This is a genomic window from Streptomyces sp. S6 (assembly GCF_054880855.1).
Genome location: NZ_JBTYMC010000026.1, coordinates 11,936 through 32,721, shown reverse-complemented (window position 1 = coordinate 32,721; position 20,786 = coordinate 11,936). Strand labels below are relative to the sequence as shown.

Genomic DNA, 20,786 nt, shown 5'->3' with positions numbered 1-20,786 from the left:
GGCGGAATACGCCCCCCGCAACTTTCGGTCCCCCACCGGGCCAGGGGCATATGACGATGGCAGGCGGGATTCCGGAAAACCCCCGCTGAACTGCGGCGACGGCTCACTCGGCGGCAATCGACGGCTCCCTCGGCAGAGCGGGTCCACGGTCACCCCAAGGCTCCCACAAACCGCCCCAACGAGGGACCCGCATGAGACATCACGTCAATTGCAAGACCGCGTAAGGGTTTTGGTAAGGGATATTGCTCACGCGGCGTCTCTCAGAGGAACTTCGCCTTGCCCGGCCCCTCCTCCACGAAACTCCGCATCCCCCGCTCCCGGTCCTCCGTCGCGAACAGCCCCGCGAACCAGTTGCGTTCGACGGCGAGACCGGTCTCCATGTCGGTCTCCAGACCCGTGTCGACGGATTCCTTCGCGGCCCGCAGGGCGATCGCGGGACCCTGTGCGAGTTTCGCCGCCCACGAGTGCGCCTGCGTGTACACCTCGTCGGCGGGGACGACCCGGTCCACGAGCCCCATCGCCAGCGCCTCGTCCGCCTTCACCATCCGCCCGGTGAAGATGAGGTCCTTCGCCTTGGAGGGCCCGATCAGCCGAGGCAGCCGCTGCGTGCCGCCCGCCCCCGGGATCACCCCGAGGAGAATCTCCGGCTGCCCCAGCTTCGCGTTCTCCGCAGCGATCCGGTAGTCCGCGCACAGCGCCAACTCACAGCCCCCGCCCAGCGCGTAGCCGGTGATCGCCGCGACGACCGGCTTCGGGATCCGCGCGACGGCCGTGAACGCGTCCTGGAGCCCACGGGACCGCAGCAGCATCGCCGCGTGGTCCATCGTCCGCATCTCCTTGACGTCCGCCCCCGCCGCGAACACCTTCTCCCCGCCGTACACCACCACCGCGCGCACATCGTCCCGCCGGGCAGCCTCCTCGGCGAGTTCCTTCAGCCGGTCCTGGATCGCGGTGTCCAGCACATTCATGGGCGGCCGGTCGAGCCGCAGCGTACCGACGCCGTCGGCGACTTCGAGATTCACGGTCATGGAGGCAGGTTAACGGGGACTAACGGGGGTGGCTCGGTGCCGTTCGCCACATTCGGCCGGGGGTCCGGGGGTTGTCCCCCGGGCGGGTACAGCACGGGGACTAACGGGGGTGGCTCGGTGCCGTTCGCCACATTCCGGCCGGGCAGGCGCAGTACAGGGGTTGACGCGAAAGCCCCGGTGCCGTGAGTCACAGCACCGGGGCCTCGCCTACCGCAGGGTCACTTCGTCCACTCCGCCCACGACATGTTCCACCCGTTGAGCCCGTTCGCCGGGTTCACCACCGGGTCGGTCGAGTTCTTGACGACGACGACGTCCCCGATCATCGAGTGGTTGAAGAACCACGCGGCGGCGATCTTGCTGTCGTACCCGCCCCGCACGTCCCGCAGCCCGATGCAGCCGTGGCTCGCGTTGTAGTTCCCGAACGCGTCCCCGCCCCAGTAGTTGCCGTGCACGAACGTGCCGGAGTCGGTGAGCCGGATGGCGTGCGGGACGTCCTTGATGTCGTACTCGCCGTTGTAGCCGACGGTGTCCCCGTTCATCCGGGTCACCTCGTACTTCTCACTCATGACCATCTGCCCGTTCCAGGTGGCGTACCCGGGCTTGCCGGTCGTCACGGGGATCGTCTTGACGGTCTTGCCGTCCTGCTGGACGAGCATCGTGTGCTTCTTGGCGTCGACGATCGACACCTGGTTGCGCCCGATGGTGAAGGAGACGGTCTTGGTCTGCTCGCCGTAGACCCCCTTGCGGCCCTCGACCCCGTCCAGGTTCAGCTTGACGGTGACCTTCGTGCCGGCCTTCCAGTACTTCTCGGGCCGGAAGTCGAGCCGGTCGTTGCCGAACCAGTGCCCCTGGACGTCGACAGCCGGGACCGTCTTGATCTCGATGGCCTTCTTCACGGCGTCGGGGGAGGTGATCCCGCGCGTGAAGCGGACCGAGAACGGCATCCCGACGCCCACGGTCGAACCGTCCTCGGGCGTGAAGTTGCCGGTGAACGTGTTCTTCGGGCTGAGGGTCGTGAACGACGAGTCCTCGGCGGCCTGCCGCCCCGCGGAGTCCTTGGCGATCGCGTGCACCTGGTACTTCGTGGACGCGGCGAGGTGCGTGGCGGGCGTCCACCCGGTGCCGTCCGCCGTGATCGCGCCCTTGACGGCCGTCCCCTTGGGGTCCTTGACGACGACCTGGGTCAGCTTGCCCTTCGCGGCGCTCACCTTCAGCGCGCCGCTGGTGTCGACGCCGGTCGCGCCGTTCGCGGGAAGGATGCTTACGACCGCCTCCGACTGCGCGCTCTGCGCCGCGTCGGCCGCCTGGCCCTTCGTGTCGTTCTTGCCGGAGCCCCCGGAGCCGGAGCCCGAGTCCCCGCTCCCGCCGCACGCCGTGACGGTGAGCAGGAGGACGCCGGACAGCAGTGCCATCCCCCGCTTCCGCCCGCGCACCGAAGCTCCCGACGCCCCCGATATCGGCCGCACGTTCAAGTTCGTTCTCCCCTCGTGAGGCCCAGGTCAGGCCCCCACCCCCGCGCTCGCCGCGCGATCACTGGCGCATCCTAACCGGCCGCATTTGACCATCTCGTCAGGTAAACGTCACCGTTCGGTCGCAAAGCGGCCCATGCCTTGTTCCTGCACGAACTTCCTGCACGAACTCCCCGCCCGAACTCCCTGCTCGCACCTCCCCCGATTCCCTACCCGGCCGCACCCCCCGAGACCCACTCCTTCCACCCCATGTTCCAGCCCCCCAGCCCGTTGTCCGCCGCGACCGTCTTGTCCCGGCTGTTGACGACCTCCACGACATCCCCGACCAGACTCCGGTCGAAGAACCACCCCGCCGGCGTCTCCGAAGAACCCCCCTTCACATCCATCAGCCCCACACACCCGTGACTCACGTTGACCTTCCCAACGGCGGACGGCGCCCAGTAGTTCCCGTGCAGGAAGGTCCCCGAGTCGGTCAGCCGCAGCGCGTGCGGCACGTCCGGGATGTCGTACTCCCCGCCGAACCCCACCGTCCGGCTGTTCATCCGCGTCACTTCGAGCATCTCGGTGACGACCATCTTCCCGTTGTACGTAGGGGTCTTGGGCGACCCCGCCGTGATCGGCACGGTCGACAGGAGCCGCCCGTCGCGCCGCACCTCCATGGTGTGCGCGGCGGCGTCCACCAGGGACACCTGGCTGCGCCCGACGGTGAACGAGAACGTCCGCGACTGGAGCCCGTACACCCCGGGCGCCCCCTCGACGTCCCGCAGCCGCAGCGCGACGGTCACCCGCGTCCCCGGCTTCCAGTACCGCTCGGGCCGGAAGTCCAGCCGCTCCCCGCCGAACCAGTGCGGGCGCACCTCCACCGGCGGGTCCGCGGTGACCTGGACGGCCCGCTCGACGTCCGCGCGGTTGACGACCTCCCGGTTGAACTCCAGTGAGACGATCATCCCGGTGCCGACGGTCGACCGGTTCTCCGGAGCGACGTACCCGATGAACCGCTCGTCCGGCACGAACGTCGTGAACGTGCTGTGCCGCGCCAGCCGGTTGCCCGACTCGTCCCGCGCGACGACGTCCACGGTGTACCGCGCGGCCAGCGCCAGCCGGTCGTCGTCCGGCCGCCAACTCCCGCCGTCGTCCACGATCCTCCCCGGGACGACGGTCTCCTGCGCGTCCTGCACGCGCGCGACCCGCACGGACTCCAGCCGCCCGAACGGCACCCGCACCCGCAGCTTGCCCGCCGCGCGTACCCCCTTCGCCCCGTCGTCCGGCGTCACCCGGATCAGGTCCTGAGGCGCCGCCGGTTTCCCGAGCAGCCGGTCCATCTCACTGCGCCCGTCCCCGGACGTGCACCCGGCGACCAGTCCTGTCCATGCCACCACGACGGCCAGCGCGGCCCCAGCGCGCCGCGCGCGCCCTTGTCCATGACTCACGCCCGCCCTAACGAGCGGGTGACCCTGGGGAAACGTGAAGGGTAAACAAGAGTGCGAGCCGTTGTCTGGGCGCGGCGGCCTCTGGGCAGAACAGGGGGAGGACGACGAGCACACGCCGGGGAGCCGCGCCACGCCGTACCAACCGGCCGGGCGTCCCGGCGGCGGACAGCACGAAGAGGGGCCGACCGGTGTCCAGCACAGCCGAACAGGAGTCAGCCGCGCCCAGTTCCGGGGCTGACGGCTCCGGCGCGAGGACAACACCCGTCTGGCCCGGCACCCCCGTCCCCCTCGGCGCCCGCTTCCGCACCGGCCCCGGCGGGGTCACCGGTACCAACTTCGCGCTCTGGGCGGGCGGAGCCGAGGCCGTCGACCTGTGCCTCTTCGACGACGACGGCGCCGAGACGCGCCTCGGACTCACCGAACTCACGCACGAGATCTGGCACGGCTTCGTCCCCGGCGTGCATCCCGGCCGCCGCTACGGCTACCGCGTGCACGGCCGCTGGGACCCCTGGACCGGCGCCCGCTGGAACCCGGCGAAGCTCCTCCTCGACCCGTACGCCCGCGCCGTGGACGGCGACTACGCCGGCCTGCCCCCGGAGGTGTACGGGCACGTCCGCGACTGGCCCCAGCAGCACATCGCCGACACCGTCCGCGACGACCGGGACTCCGCGCCGTACGTCCCGAAGGGCGTCGTCGTGCGGGACGAGGACGACTGGGCCGACGACCAGCGGCCCAAGACGCCGTGGGCGGACTCGGTGATCTACGAACTCCACGTCCGGGGTTTCACCAAACTCCACCCCGGTATCCCCGGGCGACTCCGGGGCACCTACGCCGGATTGGCGCACCCGGCGGCGATCGAGCACCTCGTGAAGCTGGGCGTCACGGCCGTCGAACTGCTCCCCGTGCACCAATTCGCCCACGAGGACCACCTGTTGAGGAAGGGCCTGCGCAACTACTGGGGTTACAACTCGATCGGCTACTTCGCCCCGCACGCCGCCTACGCCGCCTCCGGGACGACCGGACAGCAGGTCGGCGAGTTCAAGCGGATGGTCCGCGCGCTGCACGCCGCCGGGATCGAGGTGATCCTCGACGTCGTCTACAACCACACGGCGGAAGCGGGGGAGTTGGGGCCGACACTCTCCCTCAAGGGCATCGACAACAGAGGCTATTACCGGCTCCAGCCGGACGCCCGCCGGTACGCCGACTACACCGGCTGCGGCAACACCCTGCACGTCGTCCAGCCGCACGTCCTGCGCCTGATCACCGACTCCCTGCGCTACTGGGTCACCGAAATGGGCGTCGACGGCTTCCGGTTCGACCTCGCGGCGGCGCTCGCCCGCTCGATGCACGACGTCGACATGCTTTCTCCCTTCCTCGCGGTGATCGCGCAGGACCCGGTGCTGCGCCGGGTGAAGCTCATCGCCGAGCCCTGGGACGTCGGTTCGGGCGGCTACCAGGTCGGCGCGTTCCCGCCGCTGTGGACCGAGTGGAACGACCGCTACCGGGGCGCCGTACGCGACTTCTGGCGCGGCGCCCTCCCCGACGTCCGTGAGATGGGCTACCGGCTCTCCGGCTCCAGCGACCTCTACGCCTGGGGCGGCCGACGCCCCTACGCCTCCGTCAACTTCGTCACCGCGCACGACGGTTACACCCTCCGCGACCTCGTCTCCTACGAACGCAAGCACAACGAGGCCAACGGCGAGGGCAACCGCGACGGCAGCGACGACAACCGCTCCTGGAACTGCGGGGCGGAGGGCGAGACGTCCGACCCCGCCGTACTCGCCCTGCGCAGAAGGCAGTTGCGCAACCTCGTGACGACCCTCCTGCTCTCCACCGGCGTCCCCATGCTGGTCGCCGGCGACGAGATGGGCCGCACCCAGGGCGGCAACAACAACGCCTACTGCCAGGACGACGCGACGAGTTGGGTGGACTGGGGGCTGCTGGAGGACCCGGGCTGGCGAGCACTGTGCGAACTGACCTCGCACCTGATCGCCCTGAGACACCGTCACCCGGTGCTGCGCCGCCGGGCGTTCTTCTCCGGCCGCGCCAAATCAGCGGACGGAATAAGGGACTTGGCGTGGTTCACGCCCCAGGGCACCGAGATGACCGCCGACGACTGGTACGCCCCCGCCGCCACCCTCGGCATGTACCTCTCCGGCCGCGACATCCCGGGGCGCGACGAGCGGGGAGAACCGGTCGTGGACGACAGCTTCCTCGCGGTCCTGCACGCGGGGAGCGAACCCGTGGGGTTCGTGCTGCCGGGGGTGCCGTGGGCGGAACGCTACGAGACCGTCGTCGACACGTCGTCCGAACAGCCCTGGCAGACAGGCGAGTTGGCGGCGGGCGCGGAGGTGGTCGTGCCGGGGCGGACGGTGCTGTTGCTGAAGGTGCGGTCGTGAGCGGGCGGCGTGCGGTCAGGCGCGGTGGCGCAGCCACCAGTCGGTGATCTCCCGCGCCTTCAGGTCGAAGCCGGGGTCGGCGAAGGAGTGAGGAGCGGGGAGGGTGCGGTGTTTGCCGGTGGTGGTGTGGAGGACGAGTCGGCGGACGCCGAGGAGGGAGCGGATCTCCATGTGGGTGACGTCGGTCCAGCGGAGCCGCCGGTGGCGGAAACCGTTGCGGAAGCTGATGCCGGACTCGGTGAGCCGTACCTCGTCGTCGCTGAGGTACGGGAGGAGCAGGACGGAGGCCGTGGGGCCGAGCGTCATGACCAGCAGCTCGCCGACGCCGTAGGTCCACACCCCGAAGAGGGTCATCGCCAGCAGGAACGTCAAGCCGGGTGTGTAGACGAGTACGAGTGGGCGCCGGATCTGACGCTTGCTGAGGCGATAGGGGCCCGGAGGATGCACGCCGCTGCCGTTCGTAGAAGGATCGTGTGTTCGTCGCATGATCGGGCAACCGGCACCCCGTGGCCAGTGACATCCTCACCTCCTCGCCCCCGGGCGGGTGAATCAGCCCTTTTGGCGGCTTCAGCCCCTTAAATGGGCCAGGTGACTCCGACCGACCGTCGTGCCGCGCTGCGGGCGGGTGCCGGGCTCGTCGCCGGGGGCGTGTTCGTCGCCGCGTGTTCCGGGCGCGGTGACGCGTCCCGTGCCGACACGCCTCCCACCGAGCCGTCTCGGGACGCACCCGCCTCGCACGCCCCCGCGCGCCCCCTCACCGCCGCCCCCAACCCCCGCGCCTTCCCGGACCAGCCCGCCCAGATCGCCGTCGGCCCCCGCGACCGCCCTCAGGTCGCCCTGACGTTCCACGGTGCCGGGGACCCGGCGATCGCGAAGGCGGTGCTCGGGGAGGTGGAGCGGGCCGGGGGGAAGGTGACCGTGCTCGCCGTGGGGACCTGGCTCGACGAGCAGCCGGGGATGGCCCGCCGGATTCTGGACGGCGGCCACGACCTCGGCAACCACACCCAGCGCCACCTCGGGATCAACGACATGACCGAGGCCGAGGCGCGGGCGGAGATCGCCGGGTGCGCGGCGCGGCTCAAACGGCTCACCGGAGGTGTCGGAAGCTGGTTCCGCCCCTCGCGGGCCGCCCGCGCCTCCCCGCTCGTCGTCCGGCTCGCCCGCGAGGCCGGGTACCCGCACGTCCTGTCGTACGACGTCGACTCGCTCGACTTCACCTCGCCGGGCGCGGACCAGGTCGCCCGGACGGTCCTCGGCGACGTTCGCCCCGGCTCCGTCGTCAGCCTGCACTTCGGCTACCGGGACACGGTCGCCGCCCTCCCCGTCGTACTGGAAGAACTCGGCCGCCGCGGGCTGCGCGCGGTCACCACCACGGAGCTGCTCAGTTGAAACGTCGTCCCGCGCTCGTCGCCCTCGTCCTCGCCGCGGCTCTCACCGCCTGCGGCTCCCAGGGCGGGAACCAGAAGTCCGCCGAGGCCACCAAGGCCGCCGTCCCCGCGCCGGTGAAGCAAGCGGTACCACAAGGGCTGCCCGGCATGCCGCCGGTGCTCGACCCGAAGGACGTGTACGCCGCCGACCGGCCGAACCGGCTCTCGCCGGTCGTGAAGGACTTCCCCTCACGGGTGTACGTCCCGAACACCGAGTCGGACACGGTCACGGTCATCGACCCGAAGACCTACAAGATCATCGAGACCCTGCACGTCGGCCGCCAGCCCCAACACGTCGTCCCCTCCTGGGACATGAAGACGCTGTGGGTCAACAACAACCGGGGCCACACCCTCACGCCGATCGACCCGCGAACGGGCGAGGCGGGCAAGCCCGTCGAGGTGCACGACCCGTACAACCTGTACTTCACGCCGAACGGGAAGTACGCGGTCGTGATGGCCTCCATGGACCGCGAGCTGGTCTTCCGCGACCCGCACTCCATGGCCATCGCCAAGACGGTCCCGGTGACCTGCTACGGCGTCAACCATGCCGACTTCTCCCTGGACGGGCGGTACTTCATCGTCTCCTGCGAGTTCAGCGGCGAGCTGCTGAAGGTCGACACGGAGAGCATGAAGGTCGTCGGACAGCAGAAGCTGCCGTTCCGCGGGGCGATGCCGCAGGACGTGAAGATCTCGCCGGACGGACAGCGCTTCTACATCGCCGACATGATGGCCGACGGCATGTGGATCGTCGACGGAAAGACCTTCGGCAAACCGGAGTTCCTGCCCACCGGCAAGGGCTGCCACGGCCTCTACGTCAGCCGCGACTCCCGCGAGATGTACATCTCCAACCGGGGTGAGGGCACCATCTCCATCTTCGACTTCACACAGAACAAGCTGACGAAGAAGTGGCACCTCCCGCAGGGCGGCAGCCCCGACATGGGCGGCGTCTCGGCGGACGGCAAGGTCCTGTGGCTGTCGGGGCGTTACGACGCGGAGGTGTACGCGATCGACACGAGCACCGGCAAGCAGCTCGCCCGCATCAAGGTCGGCTCCGGCCCGCACGGACTCGCGGTCTACCCCCAGCCGGGGCGGTACTCGCTGGGGCACACGGGCATCTTCCGGTGAACCCCGGTTGAACCAAGGTCAGTTGACTCGCCGCCGTACGGGTGAAGGTCCCCGGGAAGCAGCCGGCCACCCGGCAGGCTGCCCGGCATGATCACCACTTCCGTGCGGCGGCGTGCCGCTGCCGTCGTCCTGTGCCTGACCGCCGTCTTCGCGACCTCGGCCGCAGCCCCCGCCCCCACCCTCGCCGCAGCCCCCAAGTGCCCCCAGTTCGAGGACAAGTTGAAGGCCGCGGCCGACCACGACCTCGACATCGACCGCATCACCCCCGACCCGGTCTGGCGCACCACCTGCGGCACCCTCTACCGCAGCGACAGCCGCAGCCCCGACAAGATCTTCCCGGTGGGCTTCTTCCCCAAGGACATGAACGGCCAGTACGACGTCGAGAAGTACGTCCTGGTCAACCAGCCCTCCCCGTACGTCTCCACGACCTACGACCACGACCTGTACAAGACCTGGTACAAGTCCGGCTGGAACTACTACATCGACGCCCCCGGCGGCATCGACGTCAACAAGACCATCGGCGACACCCACAAGTGGGCCGACCAGGTCGAGGTGGCCTTCCCCGGCGGGGTCGCCCGCCAGTACATCCTCGGCGTCTGCCCGGTCGACAAGGTCAAGAAGATCGAGATCATGGACGACTGCCAGAGCAACCCGTACTTCGAGCCGTGGCACTGAGGGCTGTTCAGGGGTTGAGCATCAACACCTCCGAACCCACCGGCACATAGCCCGCCCCCTGGAACGCCCGCACACTGCGGGCGTTCCCCGGCGCGACCTGCGCCCACACCGGCTCCCCGGCCAAGTAGCGGGCGGCGGCGACCAGTTGCCGTCCGAGTCCCTTTCCCCGGGCCAGGTCGTCGACCTCGACGGACACTTCGAGCCGGCCCCCGATGCCCCGCCCCAGGACCAGTACGCCACCTGCCGCCTCCCAGACGCGGACCTCGGCACGCCGCTCCAGCGCGTACCTGACCCGAGGGTGCCCGGGGTCCTCGATCTCCCGCAGCGGCAACGGGAGTTCACCCTCGCGGGGCACCGCCACCAGCATCGCGTCGACCGTCTCCGCACTGCGGCCCGTCCGCTCCAACAGGGCGTGCAGGAAAGCCGGATGCATCGGCGCGGAGAGCGGATCGCAGTCCACGCCCGCGAGTTGGGCGCGCACCCAATCCGGGTCCTCGTCGAGGAAGACGACGGCGTGGGCCGTGAACGACAGGACGCCCGCGTGGCGCTGCGACATCTGGGGGACGACCGTGAGGCCGCCGTCCGGCGGTGGGAAGACGCCCCGGGCCGCGCCGTCGAGAATGTCCCTCAGCGTCTCCACTCCGCATCCCCTCTTGAGCTTCCTCTTGAGTCTCCACCCACTGGAAGGCCCAGACTCCGGAACATGATCGACCACGGTACGGGGCTGTTCACCATCGGCGAGCTGGCCCGCTCCAGCGGACTGTCCGTCCGCACCGTCCGCTACTGGTCCGACGAGGGCGTTCTCGACCCCGTCGGCCGCTCCCCGGGCGGCTACCGGCTGTACGACGCCGACGGCGCCGCCCGGCTGGAGCTGATCCGCACGCTGCGTGAGCTCGGGCTCGGGCTCGACGCGGTCCGGGAGGTGCTGGCGGGGGAGCGGACCGTCGCGGAGGTGGCCGCGACGCACGTCGCCGCCATCGACGTCCGGATCCGGTCGCTGAAGGTGGTCCGGGCCGTGCTGTCGAGCGTCGCACGACGAGGTTCCACGACGGAGGAGATGAAGCTCATGCACAGGCTGGCGAAGCTGTCCGCGGCCGAACGGCAGCGGATCATGGAGGAGTTCGTGGCGGAGACGCTGCACGGGCTGCCGGAGGTCGACCCGGACATCCAGGAGCGGATGCGGCGGATGGCCGTCGAGCTGTCCGACGATCCGACGCCCGAACAGGTGGACGCCTGGGTGGAGTTGGCGGAGATGCTGGAGGACCCGGAGTTCCGGGCCCAGATGCGGCGGGCGGTCGAGTTCAACGCGGGTGCCCGGACGGCGAGTTCACCGCCCGGGGAGGCGGTGTGGTTCGCGAAGCGGCTCGTCGAGCGGGTGGCGCCGGTGCGGGAGCGGGGAGTCGCGCCGGACGCTCCCGAGGCGGCGGACGTGCTGCGGGACCTGTTCGGGGACGCCGACCGGCAGGACGTGCTGGAGCGGATGACCGCCGGGTTCAACGAGCGCGTCGCCCGCTACCGGGAGCTGCTGTCGATCGTGAACCGGCAGCCCGCCCCGCCGCACGCGGAGGACTTCGCGTGGGTGGTCACCGCACTGCGCGCCGCTCAGGCCGGTTAGTCTGACCTGCGTCAGCACGACAGCAAGCAGTGGATAAGGGGCGGATCGGTGGCCAGCATCGAAGAAGCGCGCAAGGAATTCGACCGGATCGACACGGACGGTGACGGCGAGATCACCGCGGCCGAGTTCAAGACCGCCCTGGCGCAGGGGGGCGACTGGAACGTCACCGAGTCCGTCGCCGAGTCCATCATCAAGAGCCGTGACCTCGACGGGGACAAGAAGCTGTCGTTCGACGAGTTCTGGGCGCACCTGAGCAAGTAACCGGTTGCCCCGGGGTTTCCCCGGGGTGGTTCCGGGTCGTTCAACGCCTCGGCCGCTGGATGCGTACGCTCCAGCGGCCGTCGTCGTGCCGGTCCAGGGCGAGGGGCAGGTCGAAGCACTTGCCGACGAGGCCGGCGGTGAGGGTCTGCGGCGCCGGGCCCTGGGCCAGCGTGCGGCCGTCGCGCAGCAGCAGCGCGTGGGTCGTGTGCGGCGGGAGTTCCTCCAGGTGGTGGGTGACCAGGACGGTCGCCAGGGCGGGGTGCTCCTCGGCGAGCGTCCCGAGCGCCCCGATCAACTGCTCCCGGCCCGGCAGGTCGAGGCCGGTCGCCGGTTCGTCGAGCAGCAGCAGGCGGGGGCTCGGCATCAGGGCGCGGGCGATGAGGGTACGGCCGCGCTGGCCCTGCGAGAGCGTGGGCCAGCGGGCGTCCCTGAGGGCGGCCAGCCCCAGGGTCTCCGTCAGCTCCTCGGCCCTGGCGCGCTGCTGCGCCGTCGGCTGCCAACGGGGGAGCGGGGCCACCGAGTTGGTGACGCCGGTGAGGACGACCTCCTGGACGGTCAGCGGGTCGTGCAGGGGGTGGCGGGGGTCGACGTGTCCGACGTACGACCTCAACTCCCGTACGTCAACCCGGCCCAGGCGTCTGCCCAGGACGTCCACCGTGCCGTGCGTGGGGTGGACGCGGGCGCCGAGCAGGCCCAACAGGGTTGACTTTCCCGCGCCGTTGGCGCCGAGGAGGGCCCAGTGTTCGCCGGCGCGGACCCGGAGGGTGACCTCCTGGAGGATGGGGCGGCCGTCTCGTACGACGTGGGTGTTCTCGGCGTGCAGGACCAAGGGGGTGTCGGGCATGCCGGTACGTTAGTCGCTCCTTGCCGCAGGACGCTTCCGGCCAAGTGGGGGGCGGGCGGGAATAGGGGGTGCGGCCTTCCGGTTGTCGCGGATGAATGCACGTGCATCCATCTGGAGGGTCTGTCATGAAGATCGGCATCATCGGGGCGGGCAACATCGGCGGCAACCTCACCCGGCGGCTGACCGCGCTCGGCCACGACGTGTCCGTCGCCAATTCCCGTGGCCCGCAGACGCTCGCCGGCCTCGCCGCCGAGACGGGGGCCACACCGGTCGACGTGGCGGACGCGGCCGAGGGCGCCGAGATCGTCGTCGTCACCATTCCGCTCAAGGCGATCGCGGGGCTGCCGAAGGGTGTGCTCGACGGTGCCGCCGAAGGCGCGGTCGTCATCGACACGAACAACTACTACCCGCAGCAGCGGGACGGGCGGATCGCCGGGATCGAGGACGAGGGCGTCACCGAGAGCCGGTGGGTGTCCGACCGGCTCGGGCACGCCGTCGTGAAGGTGTTCAACGGGACGTACGCGCAGGACATCCTGGACCGGCACCGGCCCGCCGGGGACCCCGAGCGGATCGCGGTACCCGTCGCGGGGGACGACGCCTCGGCCAAGGACAAGGTGCGGGCGCTGGTCGACGAGCTGGGGTTCGACTCGGTGGACGCCGGGTCCATCGACGAGTCGTGGCGTCAGCAGCCGGAGACGCCGGTGTACGGGCTCCGGGGCGGGGTGGAGGCGGTGCGCACGGCGCTGGCGGAGGCTTCGCCGGAGCGGCCCGAGGGGTTCAAGGGCTGAGGCCCTGCTCGCCCTGACTCTGTTCCGGGCGCTCGTATCCGGCCATACTGAGCGTCCGATGGCGGGGAAGGGGCGGCTCCGTGGCGGCCAGTGGTGACCTTTTCGTACCGAATCCCTCTCCGCCGGCCGGGCGCGCGGCCGAACTCGCCGTGCTGCGCGAGGCGTGGCGGCAGACGCGGCGGCTGCGGCCCACCGTCGTGGTCGTCGAAGGGGCGCCCGGCATCGGGAAGTCCGCGCTCGTCGCCGCGTTCCTCCAGGAGGCCGCGCCACCGCTGGTCGCCCGGTCCTACGGGGACGAGGCGTGGGAGCGGCGGCCCTGGGAGGTGCTGCGGCAGATCGTCCAGGACCTCCCAGGCGCGCGGGGCGGGGAGCTGACCGAGGAGGCCGACCCCGCGCTCGTTGCACGGGCACTCGCGGAGGACCTGCGCAGAGTGGGCCCGGTGGTCGTCGTCGTGGACGACGCGCACTGGGGTGACCGGCCGTCGATGACGGCCCTCCGGCTCGCCGCGCGGTCGCTGCGCGGCGAGCCGGTGCTGTTCGTGCTCGCGCACGTCCCGGTGGACGCGGCCGTCACGCGGGGCAGATCGTGGGGGCGGGCGTACGAGGGGCTGCACGAAGGGTGGCGGCGGCTCGTCGAGTCCGAACAGGGCGCCGTCGTACGGCTGGAGGGGCTCTCGGCGGACGCGCTGCTGCGGCTCGCGCCGTCCTGGGGCCAGCCCCGGCTGTCCCCCGCCGGAGCGGCGCACCTGCACGAGCTGACCGGCGGAAACCCTTTGCACGCACGGCAGTTGCTCCAGCAGGTCGCCCCGCACACGCTCGCCTACGGGCAGGGTCCGCTGCCGGCCCACCGGTCCATGCCGCTCACCCTGATCTCCCGGCTGGGGTCGTGCGCACCGGCCACGCGGGATCTCGTCGCGGCGGGGGCGGTGCTGGGGCGGCGGTTCCTGCTGGCGCAGGCACGGGAGTTGGCGGGGTCAGAGGGTTCCCCGGCGCGGGCCGGCGATGCCGAGGAGGCACTCGACGAGGCCGTGCGGGCCGGGCTGTTGGCCGAGGTGCCCGGGACCGGCGGGCGTGCGCTCGCGTTTCCCAACGGGGTGATCGGTGACTACGTCTACAGCGACATGAGCCCGGGACGCCGCCGCCGTCTGCACCGCGCCGCCGCCGCGTTCGGCGGACCCGACGCGCTGTGGCACCGGATCGCCGCGGACGACGGCCGCAACGAGGACGTCGCCCTCGCGGCCGAACGCGAGGCCCGCCGCCAACTCTCCCTGGGCAACCTGCGGTTGGCCGCGGTCTACGCCGGACACGCACTCGAACTGACGCCCCCCGGCCCACACGTACGGGCCCGCCTCCTGACCGCCGTCGAGGCACTGCTGGTGAGCGGCGACGCGTCCACCGCCCGGCGGTACGAGGGGGAGCTGGGCGCGCTCGCACCGGAGCCGTGGGTGGATTACGTGAACGGTTACCTGGTGTTGCTCGGCGGACGGATCGGGGAGGCGCGGGGGTTGTTCTTACGGGCGTTGGAGGGGGTGCGGAGTGTGGGGGACGGCACGCAGGGCACCCCGCCCCTCTTGGCCCCCGTCGACCTCGAAGCCCGCATCGCCACCCAGCTCGCCATCATCGGTGTCGTCCAACTCGACTACCAGGACATGGTGTTCTACGGCGACACGGCGGTCGCGGCGCGGACGCGGGAGCCGTGGGTGAGGGCGTTCGCGTGGTTCGCGAAGACGGTGGGGGCGGCGCTGGCGGGCGATTCGGCAAGAGCGTTACGGGAGTTGGGGGCGGTGCACCTGCCGGGGGCCGCCGCCGGACTCGACGGACTGGTGGCGCGGGGGATGATCCGGCTGTGGACGGACGACCTCGACGGCGCGCACGCGGACCTGAGCAGCGCGGTGGAGCGGGCGACCCGGGGTGAGGCGCTGCGGATCGGACAGGGGCTCGGGTTCCTCGGAGAGGCCGAGTACCGGCGGGGCAACCTCGCGGAGGCGGTCCGGCTGACGGCGTCGGCGATCGGGGACGCGGCGGAGAACGGCCGCGTCTGGGACTACCCCCTGCTGCACGCCCTCGCCTGCTACCCCCTTGCCGCACAGGGCAGTTGGGAGGAGGCGGCCCGGCACTCGCGGGAGGCCACCGACTGGTCCCAGCTCCTCGCCAGCCCCATGAGCTTCGCGTTCGCGGCAGGCGCCCGCGCCGCCATCGCCCAGGCCGCCGAGGACCTCCCCGGCTTCCTGGACGCCGCCGAGGCGATCGAGGCCCACTACTCGTCCCGCGAACCCGGCGCCCACCTCTTCGGCCCGGTCCGCGCGGACGCCCTCTCCCGGCTCGGCCGCACCCAGGAGGCGGCCCGCGAACTCGCCGCGTTCGTCGCCCGCACCGGCTCCGCGAACCGGACGTCCGCCCAGCTCGCCGTGGCCCGCGTCCGCGCCCAGATCGCCGAGGCCCGCGGCGAACCGGCCGCCGCGCTCGCGTCCTGCGAGGAGGCCCTCACGCTGGCGAAGGAAGCGGGCCTGCCGCTGGAGGGGGCCCGCGTAAGGCTCGTGACGGCACGTCAATCAGCGGCACTCGGGCGCGGGTTGGCGGCGGAATCCGCGTTGCGTGAAGCCCTGCACACCTTCACCGAGGCCGGCGCCCACGCCTACGAGGCCCAGACCCGGCGCCTCGCCGCCGAGTTGGGCCTCAGCCTCACCGGCCCCGTCTCCGCGCTCGCCGGTCTCACCCCGCGCGAACGCGAAGCCGTCCGCCTCATGCGCGCCGGCCTCTCCAACCAGGGCATCGCCCAGCGCCTCGGCGTCGCCCAGAAGACCGTGGAGACCCATCTCCAGCACGCCTACGACAAGTTGCACCTGACCCGGGAGCAGTTGAAGGGGCTGAAGCTGGACGAGGAGTGACCGCGACGACGGCCGTCCCAGGGGCGACCCACCGGTTTTCTCGGGGTCCGCTCCCGAGGCGGTTCCCCAACTGCCGCCCTACCGTGCGATATCGGCGACCGCAGGGAACGGAGTCCGGCGTGCTGATCCTCATCGAACTGCGCAGGTCGACGGAGGGCCACTTGGAGGGGACGGTGAAGACCGGCCCCGACGACAGGGGCCGGCCCTTCCACGGCGTCGTCTCCCTGGTCTCCGCCCTGGAGGCCCACCTGGACGACATCGAAGGGGTCCGCTTCTCGGGAGGTACGGACGCAGAACCGGGGGGCGACCCCTGAGGACACGGCCCGCACCCCGCCGTACGTTGACAACGCGGACCCGGGGAGCCGGATGCGGGGCCCGCGCACAGGGGGAAACGGGCGTGAGCGGCGCCCAGGGCCGGCCGGGCGGAGCCGTGGACAACGGCATCGGGGGACTCCGTCCGGTCGGCCCGTACACACGAACGGTCACGACAAGTCCGAAGCGCACCAAGAGCGGTCAACGCGCCCGGACGGCCTTGACCGGTGCGAGAACAGTCCTTGCAAGACGACCCACACCGCCACGGGGGGCGGACACATGGACACCGAACTGGCCACACTCGCGGCGAGCGCCGCGAACGCACTCGTGAGCGCACTCACCGCGGAGACCTGGGAACGCGCCCGCGCCTTCCTCGCCCGCCGGCGCGGCACACCCGAGGCTGACCTGCTCGCCCTCCAACTCACCCGGGACCGCGAGCTGTTGCTCGCCGACCCGGCGAACACCGACAACCGCGCCGCCCTCACGGCGGTCTGGCAGCAGAGATTCAGAGCACTCGTCGCCGACGACCCGGACGCCGCCCGCGCCGTCTTCGGCCTGGTCGCCGAACTCACCGGCCTCGCCGACCCCGGCAGGCACAACGCCGGCACCGCCTTCCACGCCGAGTCCCACGACAACTCCCGCATCTTCCAGGCGCACGGCGACATGAACTTCGGGCAGGCACCCAAGCCATGACGGACAGTCAGGACAGGGTCGCTCTCACCCTCACCGCGTGGGCGGCGGGCGACAGCACCGTCATCCAGGCCGGCGGCGACATCGTCGTCCACCGTTACTCCGACGGCACGATCGCCTACGACGCCCGGCCCTCGTCCGTCGAGGAGTGCCCGTACCCCGGACTGAAGGCGTTCGACCAGGACTCGGCGCACTGGTTCTTCGGACGGGAGCGGCTGCTGGCCGAGTTGGCGGGGACGCTCCACCGATGCGTGGGCCTGGACGCGCCCGCCGCGGTCGTCGCCCCCTCCGGCGCGGGCAAGTCCTCGCTCCTGCGGGCCGGTCTCCTCCCGGCCCTGGCACGGGGGGAGCCGCTGCCCGGCTCCCAGCACTGGCCGCAGCTTCTGCTGCGCCCCACGGAGGACCCCGTCGGCCAACTCGCCGAAGCCTGCGCCCGACTGACGGAAACCGAAGCCGCCGGCTTCCGTGCGGCCCTGGACAACGGACCCGCCGCGTTCCGCGAGTTGGTCTGCGGCACTCTCCAACTCCCGCCGGGCCACCGCGTCGTCATCGTCGTCGACCAACTGGAGGAACTCTTCACGCAGTGCCACGACGAATCCGCCCGCACCCGCTTCGTCGACGCCCTCGCCGCCCTCACCCCCCTCGCCCTGATCGTCTACGGCCTGCGCGCCGACCGCTACGGCGACTGCACCCCCTACCCGCATCTGCTGAGCGCCCTGCGCAACAACGTGATCGTCGGGGCGATGACCGAGGCCGAGGTCCGCGCGGCCATCGAGTCCCCCGTGACCCGGGTGGACGGCCTCTCGATCGACCCCCGGCTCACCGACGCCATCGTCCGCGACCTGCGCGCGGGCGCCGCCCAACGCCCCGACGTGTACCCGCCGGGCCGGCTGCCGTTCCTCTCCCAGGCCCTGCTCTCCACCTGGCAGCAGCGCACCGGCGACCGGATGACCCTCGCCGCGTACCGCACGGGCGGCGGCATCGACGACGCCGTCAACCAGGCGGCCCAGCGGGTGTACGACGAACTGACGGACCCTCAGAAGGACGTGGCCCGCGCCCTGTTCACCGGACTGGTCCGCGTCGACGAGCAGGGCGAGACCACGTTCCGCCGCCGCACCCGCCGCGAACTCCTCCAAGAGGCCCGCGACCCGGCCCAAGTCCCGCCCGTGGTCGACGCGTTCACCGAGGCGCGGCTCCTCACGCAGAACGGCGGCGGACGGGACGGCGAGACCGTCGAGATCACCCACGAGGCGCTGCTGCGGGGGTGGGACAAGCTCGACGAGTGGATCGCGCCCGACAAGCAGGGCTCCCTGGTCCGCCAGGAGGTGTGGGAGGCCGCCGTCCGCTGGTCCGGCGGCGAACACCGGGACAAGGACGTCCTGTTCAGGGGGAACCGCCTCGACAACGCCCGCCTCTGGGCCGACTCCGCTGACCCCGCCGACGTCACCCCGCTCGCCGCCGACTTCCTGCACGCCTCCGGCGCCCAGGAGCGCCGCGCCCGCCGGTTGCGGCGCGGTGCCGTCGCCGTCGTCTCCGTGCTCGCCCTCATCGCCTCCGGACTCGCCCTCTACGCCCTCGACCGCCGCCGGGAGGCCGTCGAGCAGCGCGACGAGGCGATCTTCAACCGGGTCACCGCCGAGGCGGACCGGCTGCGCGGCACGGACAGCGCGCTCGCCGCCCAACTCGACCTGACCGCCTACGACATGCGGCCCACGGACACCCTGCGCACCCGGCTGCTCGCCGCATCCGGCGCCGTGCTCCCGCAGACCCTGCCCGACAGGTTCGGCCTGGTCCACACGCTTGCCTTCGGCCCCGGCGGACACCTGATGACGGCCGCCTCCACCGCCTCCGACACCGCGGGTCAACTGCGCCTGTGGAACGTCCCCCGCACCGAGGCGGCCACCCCGCTCGCCGGCCCGATCCGCGTCGGCACCGCGTCCGGCGGCATCCAGCCCCTGGCCTACGACAGACGCAACAACCTGCTGGTGTGGGGCAGTTCGGACGGGTTGATCCGCATCCTCGACGTCTCCGACCCCGCCCACCCACAGCCGCTCGCCGACCCCGTAAGGGTCTCCCCGCAAGGGACGGTCGGCAGCCTCGCGCTCGGCTCCGACGGCCGCACGCTCGCCGTCGGCACCACCACCACGGGCATGGTCGCGCCCGGCTCCCCGCCGTCCGCTCTCACCAGCGACGTCCAACTCTGGAGCCTCGCCGACCCGCGCGCCCCCCGCCGGCTCAGCACACCCCTGAGCGTGCGCGGCCAGGGCGTCCAGTCCGTCGCCCTCACCCCCGACCTGAAGACGCTCGTCGCGTGCGGCGGAACCGCCCAAGGGGGCACCGGGGCAGCCCTGTTGAAGCTGTGGGACGTCTCCGACCCGGCCCGCCCCGAGGCGCTGCCCGACCCGCGCGGCGGCCACAGCGTCGTCGTCAACCAGATCGCGATCAGCCCCGACGGCCGTACCCTCGCCACCGCCTCCAGCGACTACCGCGTCCTGCTGTGGAACCTCGCCGACCCCCGACACCTCACCCCCGTCAACCAGTTGATGCTGGGCTCGGTCGTCAACTCGGTCGCCTTCAGCCCCGACGGACAGCTCCTCGTGACCGGCGACACCTCCGGCGGCGTCAACGTCTGGAACGTCCGCGCCCCGGCCCGCGCCCGCGTCATCACCCCTACCCTGCGCGGCCATTCGGGCCTGGTCGGCGCCCTTGCCTTCAGCCCGGACAGCCGGACGATCGCCAGCGGCGGCGGCGACGGATTCGTCCGACTGTGGCGGCTGCCACCGGCGTTGGCGATCGGCGACGAGGTGCTGGCCCTCGCCGTGACGCCCGACGGCCGCCGGGCCGCCGTCGCGACCGGCAACCGCGTCACCCTGTGGGACGTCTCCGCCCCCGACCGGCTCGTCCGCCTCGGTGAACTCCCGCCGCTGACCGGCTCGGTGAACGCGCTCGCGTTCCGGCCAGGGGCGCGGCCGGTGCTGGCCACCGGAGAGTTCACCGGCGCGGTCCGGCTCTGGGACGTCACCTCACCCGCCCGCCCGGTGGCCCTCTCACCGCCGCTGACCTGGAACGGCGACCCGGTGTCGGCGGTCGCCTTCGGCGGCGACGGCACCACCCTCGTCGCGGGCTACCTGGAGATCCGCAACCAGTTCGGGGGTGGTCTGCGCGCCTGGGACATATCAGATCCGGGCCGGCCGACGGCACTTGGCAAAGACCTCGGCGGAATCAGCCGCCCCGTACGGGCGTTGGTGTCCGACCCCGCCGACGGCACGGTGTTCTCGGCGGACATGATCGGAATGCTCCGCGCCTGGCGGGTCACCCGGGGCGCCGCCCCGACGCTGACCGGATACGAGATCATCCCGCAGATCGTCCTCACGACGGCCCTCAGCCGGGACGGCCGCCTCATCGCGACGGCGGGCGGAGACAGCCGGCTTCACCTCTGGAACGTCTCCGGCACCGGCGCCCCGCGCATGGTCGGGGACACCCTCACCGCCGGCGCCATGCTCAACTCCGCCGACTTCTCCCCCGACGGGAAACTCCTCGCCAGCGGCGACGCGATCGGCGAGATCCGCCTGTGGAACACCGCCGACCCCACCCACGCCGCCCTCTACGGCACCCCCGTCCCCGGCCACGCCGGCTCGGTCTCCGGCCTGCGCTTCCTCCCCCACGGCACCCTCCTCAGCACCGGCAACGACGGCACCGTCCGCCTCTGGCAGACCGCCGTCCCCCAGGCCCGCGCCCTCATCTGCGCCGCGAGCCGCACGGCGTTGACGAAGGAGGCATGGCGCGAACACGTCTCGGCAGACCTCCCGTACCACCCGCCGTGCGGCTGAACCCG

Annotated in this window: 17 protein-coding genes; 11 read left to right on the top strand and 6 right to left on the bottom strand. The window is 71.8% G+C overall.

The window, feature by feature from the left end:
• Positions 1-260: 260 nt before the first annotated feature.
• The 3 genes from ACVNF4_RS06225 to ACVNF4_RS06215 form a co-directional block, all read right to left on the bottom strand.
• Entirely contained in the window at positions 261-1,028 is a 768-nt protein-coding gene (locus ACVNF4_RS06225) for an enoyl-CoA hydratase/isomerase family protein (protein ID WP_461801654.1), read from the bottom strand.
• A gap of 218 nt (positions 1,029-1,246) precedes the next feature.
• Positions 1,247-2,500: a L,D-transpeptidase gene (locus ACVNF4_RS06220; protein ID WP_461801653.1), complete on the bottom strand. Its 1,254-nt coding sequence runs from the start codon at positions 2,498-2,500 to the stop codon at positions 1,247-1,249.
• Between the two features lie 206 nt (positions 2,501-2,706).
• Positions 2,707-3,927, bottom strand: coding sequence for a L,D-transpeptidase (locus ACVNF4_RS06215; RefSeq protein WP_461801652.1), 1,221 nt, complete (start codon positions 3,925-3,927; stop codon positions 2,707-2,709).
• A 188-nt stretch (positions 3,928-4,115) separates the two neighbouring features.
• Here ACVNF4_RS06215 and glgX point away from each other — a divergent pair, with 188 nt between their 5' ends.
• Positions 4,116-6,326 (top strand): glycogen debranching protein GlgX, encoded by a 2,211-nt coding sequence (glgX, locus tag ACVNF4_RS06210; RefSeq protein ID WP_461801651.1) that lies wholly within the window; start codon positions 4,116-4,118, stop codon positions 6,324-6,326.
• A 15-nt stretch (positions 6,327-6,341) separates the two neighbouring features.
• Here the strand turns inward: glgX and ACVNF4_RS06205 are convergent, their stop codons facing one another.
• Complete coding sequence (locus ACVNF4_RS06205) at positions 6,342-6,698, bottom strand: PH domain-containing protein (protein WP_461801650.1); 357 nt, start codon at positions 6,696-6,698, stop codon at positions 6,342-6,344.
• A gap of 216 nt (positions 6,699-6,914) precedes the next feature.
• On the opposite strand from ACVNF4_RS06205, the gene ACVNF4_RS06200 reads away from it, so the two are divergent.
• From ACVNF4_RS06200 to ACVNF4_RS06190, 3 genes are all read left to right on the top strand, one after another.
• Positions 6,915-7,715 (top strand): polysaccharide deacetylase family protein, encoded by an 801-nt coding sequence (locus ACVNF4_RS06200; protein ID WP_461801649.1) that lies wholly within the window; start codon positions 6,915-6,917, stop codon positions 7,713-7,715.
• Positions 7,712-8,878: a YncE family protein gene (locus ACVNF4_RS06195; protein ID WP_461801648.1), complete on the top strand. Its 1,167-nt coding sequence runs from the start codon at positions 7,712-7,714 to the stop codon at positions 8,876-8,878. The genes ACVNF4_RS06200 and ACVNF4_RS06195 overlap by 4 nt, the downstream gene beginning before the upstream one ends.
• An 87-nt stretch (positions 8,879-8,965) precedes the next feature.
• Entirely contained in the window at positions 8,966-9,553 is a 588-nt protein-coding gene (locus ACVNF4_RS06190) for an ADP-ribosyltransferase (RefSeq protein ID WP_461801647.1), read from the top strand.
• 7 nt (positions 9,554-9,560) lie between these two features.
• On the opposite strand, the gene ACVNF4_RS06185 is transcribed toward ACVNF4_RS06190, so the two are convergent.
• Positions 9,561-10,193 carry a GNAT family N-acetyltransferase gene (locus ACVNF4_RS06185; RefSeq protein ID WP_461801646.1) on the bottom strand — a complete coding sequence of 211 codons (633 nt, stop codon included), beginning with the start codon at positions 10,191-10,193 and terminating at the stop codon, positions 9,561-9,563.
• Positions 10,194-10,256: 63 nt separating this feature from the next.
• Here ACVNF4_RS06185 and ACVNF4_RS06180 point away from each other — a divergent pair, with 63 nt between their 5' ends.
• Positions 10,257-11,168: a MerR family transcriptional regulator gene (locus ACVNF4_RS06180; RefSeq protein WP_461801645.1), complete on the top strand. Its 912-nt coding sequence runs from the start codon at positions 10,257-10,259 to the stop codon at positions 11,166-11,168.
• 48 nt (positions 11,169-11,216) lie between these two features.
• A complete protein-coding gene (locus tag ACVNF4_RS06175) occupies positions 11,217-11,429 on the top strand; it encodes an EF-hand domain-containing protein (RefSeq protein ID WP_461801644.1) in 213 nt (70 codons plus the stop codon).
• Positions 11,430-11,469: 40 nt separating this feature from the next.
• Here the strand turns inward: ACVNF4_RS06175 and ACVNF4_RS06170 are convergent, their stop codons facing one another.
• A complete protein-coding gene (locus ACVNF4_RS06170; protein ID WP_461801643.1) occupies positions 11,470-12,273 on the bottom strand; it encodes an ABC transporter ATP-binding protein in 804 nt (267 codons plus the stop codon).
• A gap of 125 nt (positions 12,274-12,398) precedes the next feature.
• Between ACVNF4_RS06170 and ACVNF4_RS06165 the strand changes: the two genes are divergently transcribed.
• The 5 genes from ACVNF4_RS06165 to ACVNF4_RS06145 all read left to right on the top strand — a co-directional run bounded on the left by ACVNF4_RS06165 (position 12,399) and on the right by ACVNF4_RS06145 (position 20,781).
• Entirely contained in the window at positions 12,399-13,061 is a 663-nt protein-coding gene (locus ACVNF4_RS06165) for an NADPH-dependent F420 reductase (RefSeq protein WP_461801642.1), read from the top strand.
• 80 nt (positions 13,062-13,141) lie between these two features.
• Complete coding sequence (locus ACVNF4_RS06160; RefSeq protein WP_461801641.1) at positions 13,142-15,949, top strand: AAA family ATPase; 2,808 nt, start codon at positions 13,142-13,144, stop codon at positions 15,947-15,949.
• A gap of 119 nt (positions 15,950-16,068) precedes the next feature.
• On the top strand, positions 16,069-16,263 hold the full coding sequence (locus ACVNF4_RS06155; protein ID WP_461801640.1) for a hypothetical protein: 195 nt from the start codon (positions 16,069-16,071) through the stop codon (positions 16,261-16,263).
• A gap of 277 nt (positions 16,264-16,540) precedes the next feature.
• Positions 16,541-16,954, top strand: a complete 414-nt coding sequence (locus tag ACVNF4_RS06150) for a hypothetical protein (RefSeq protein ID WP_461801639.1) — start codon at positions 16,541-16,543, stop codon at positions 16,952-16,954.
• Positions 16,951-20,781 carry an nSTAND1 domain-containing NTPase gene (locus tag ACVNF4_RS06145; RefSeq protein ID WP_461801638.1) on the top strand — a complete coding sequence of 1,277 codons (3,831 nt, stop codon included), beginning with the start codon at positions 16,951-16,953 and terminating at the stop codon, positions 20,779-20,781. The genes ACVNF4_RS06150 and ACVNF4_RS06145 overlap by 4 nt, the downstream gene beginning before the upstream one ends.
• The last annotated feature ends 5 nt before the right edge of the window (positions 20,782-20,786 follow it).

What these genes read in the sequence shown, in the direction of transcription:
- ACVNF4_RS06170 (WP_461801643.1), bottom strand. Translation starts at nt 12,273, where the DNA reads ATGCCCGACACCCCCTTGGTCCTGCACGCCGAGAACACCCACGTCGTA.
- ACVNF4_RS06165 (WP_461801642.1), top strand. Translation starts at nt 12,399, where the DNA reads ATGAAGATCGGCATCATCGGGGCGGGCAACATCGGCGGCAACCTCACC.
- ACVNF4_RS06180 (WP_461801645.1), top strand. Translation starts at nt 10,257, where the DNA reads ATGATCGACCACGGTACGGGGCTGTTCACCATCGGCGAGCTGGCCCGC.
- ACVNF4_RS06145 (WP_461801638.1), top strand. Translation starts at nt 16,951, where the DNA reads ATGACGGACAGTCAGGACAGGGTCGCTCTCACCCTCACCGCGTGGGCG.
- ACVNF4_RS06225 (WP_461801654.1), bottom strand. Translation starts at nt 1,028, where the DNA reads ATGACCGTGAATCTCGAAGTCGCCGACGGCGTCGGTACGCTGCGGCTC.
- ACVNF4_RS06150 (WP_461801639.1), top strand. Translation starts at nt 16,541, where the DNA reads ATGGACACCGAACTGGCCACACTCGCGGCGAGCGCCGCGAACGCACTC.
- ACVNF4_RS06190 (WP_461801647.1), top strand. Translation starts at nt 8,966, where the DNA reads ATGATCACCACTTCCGTGCGGCGGCGTGCCGCTGCCGTCGTCCTGTGC.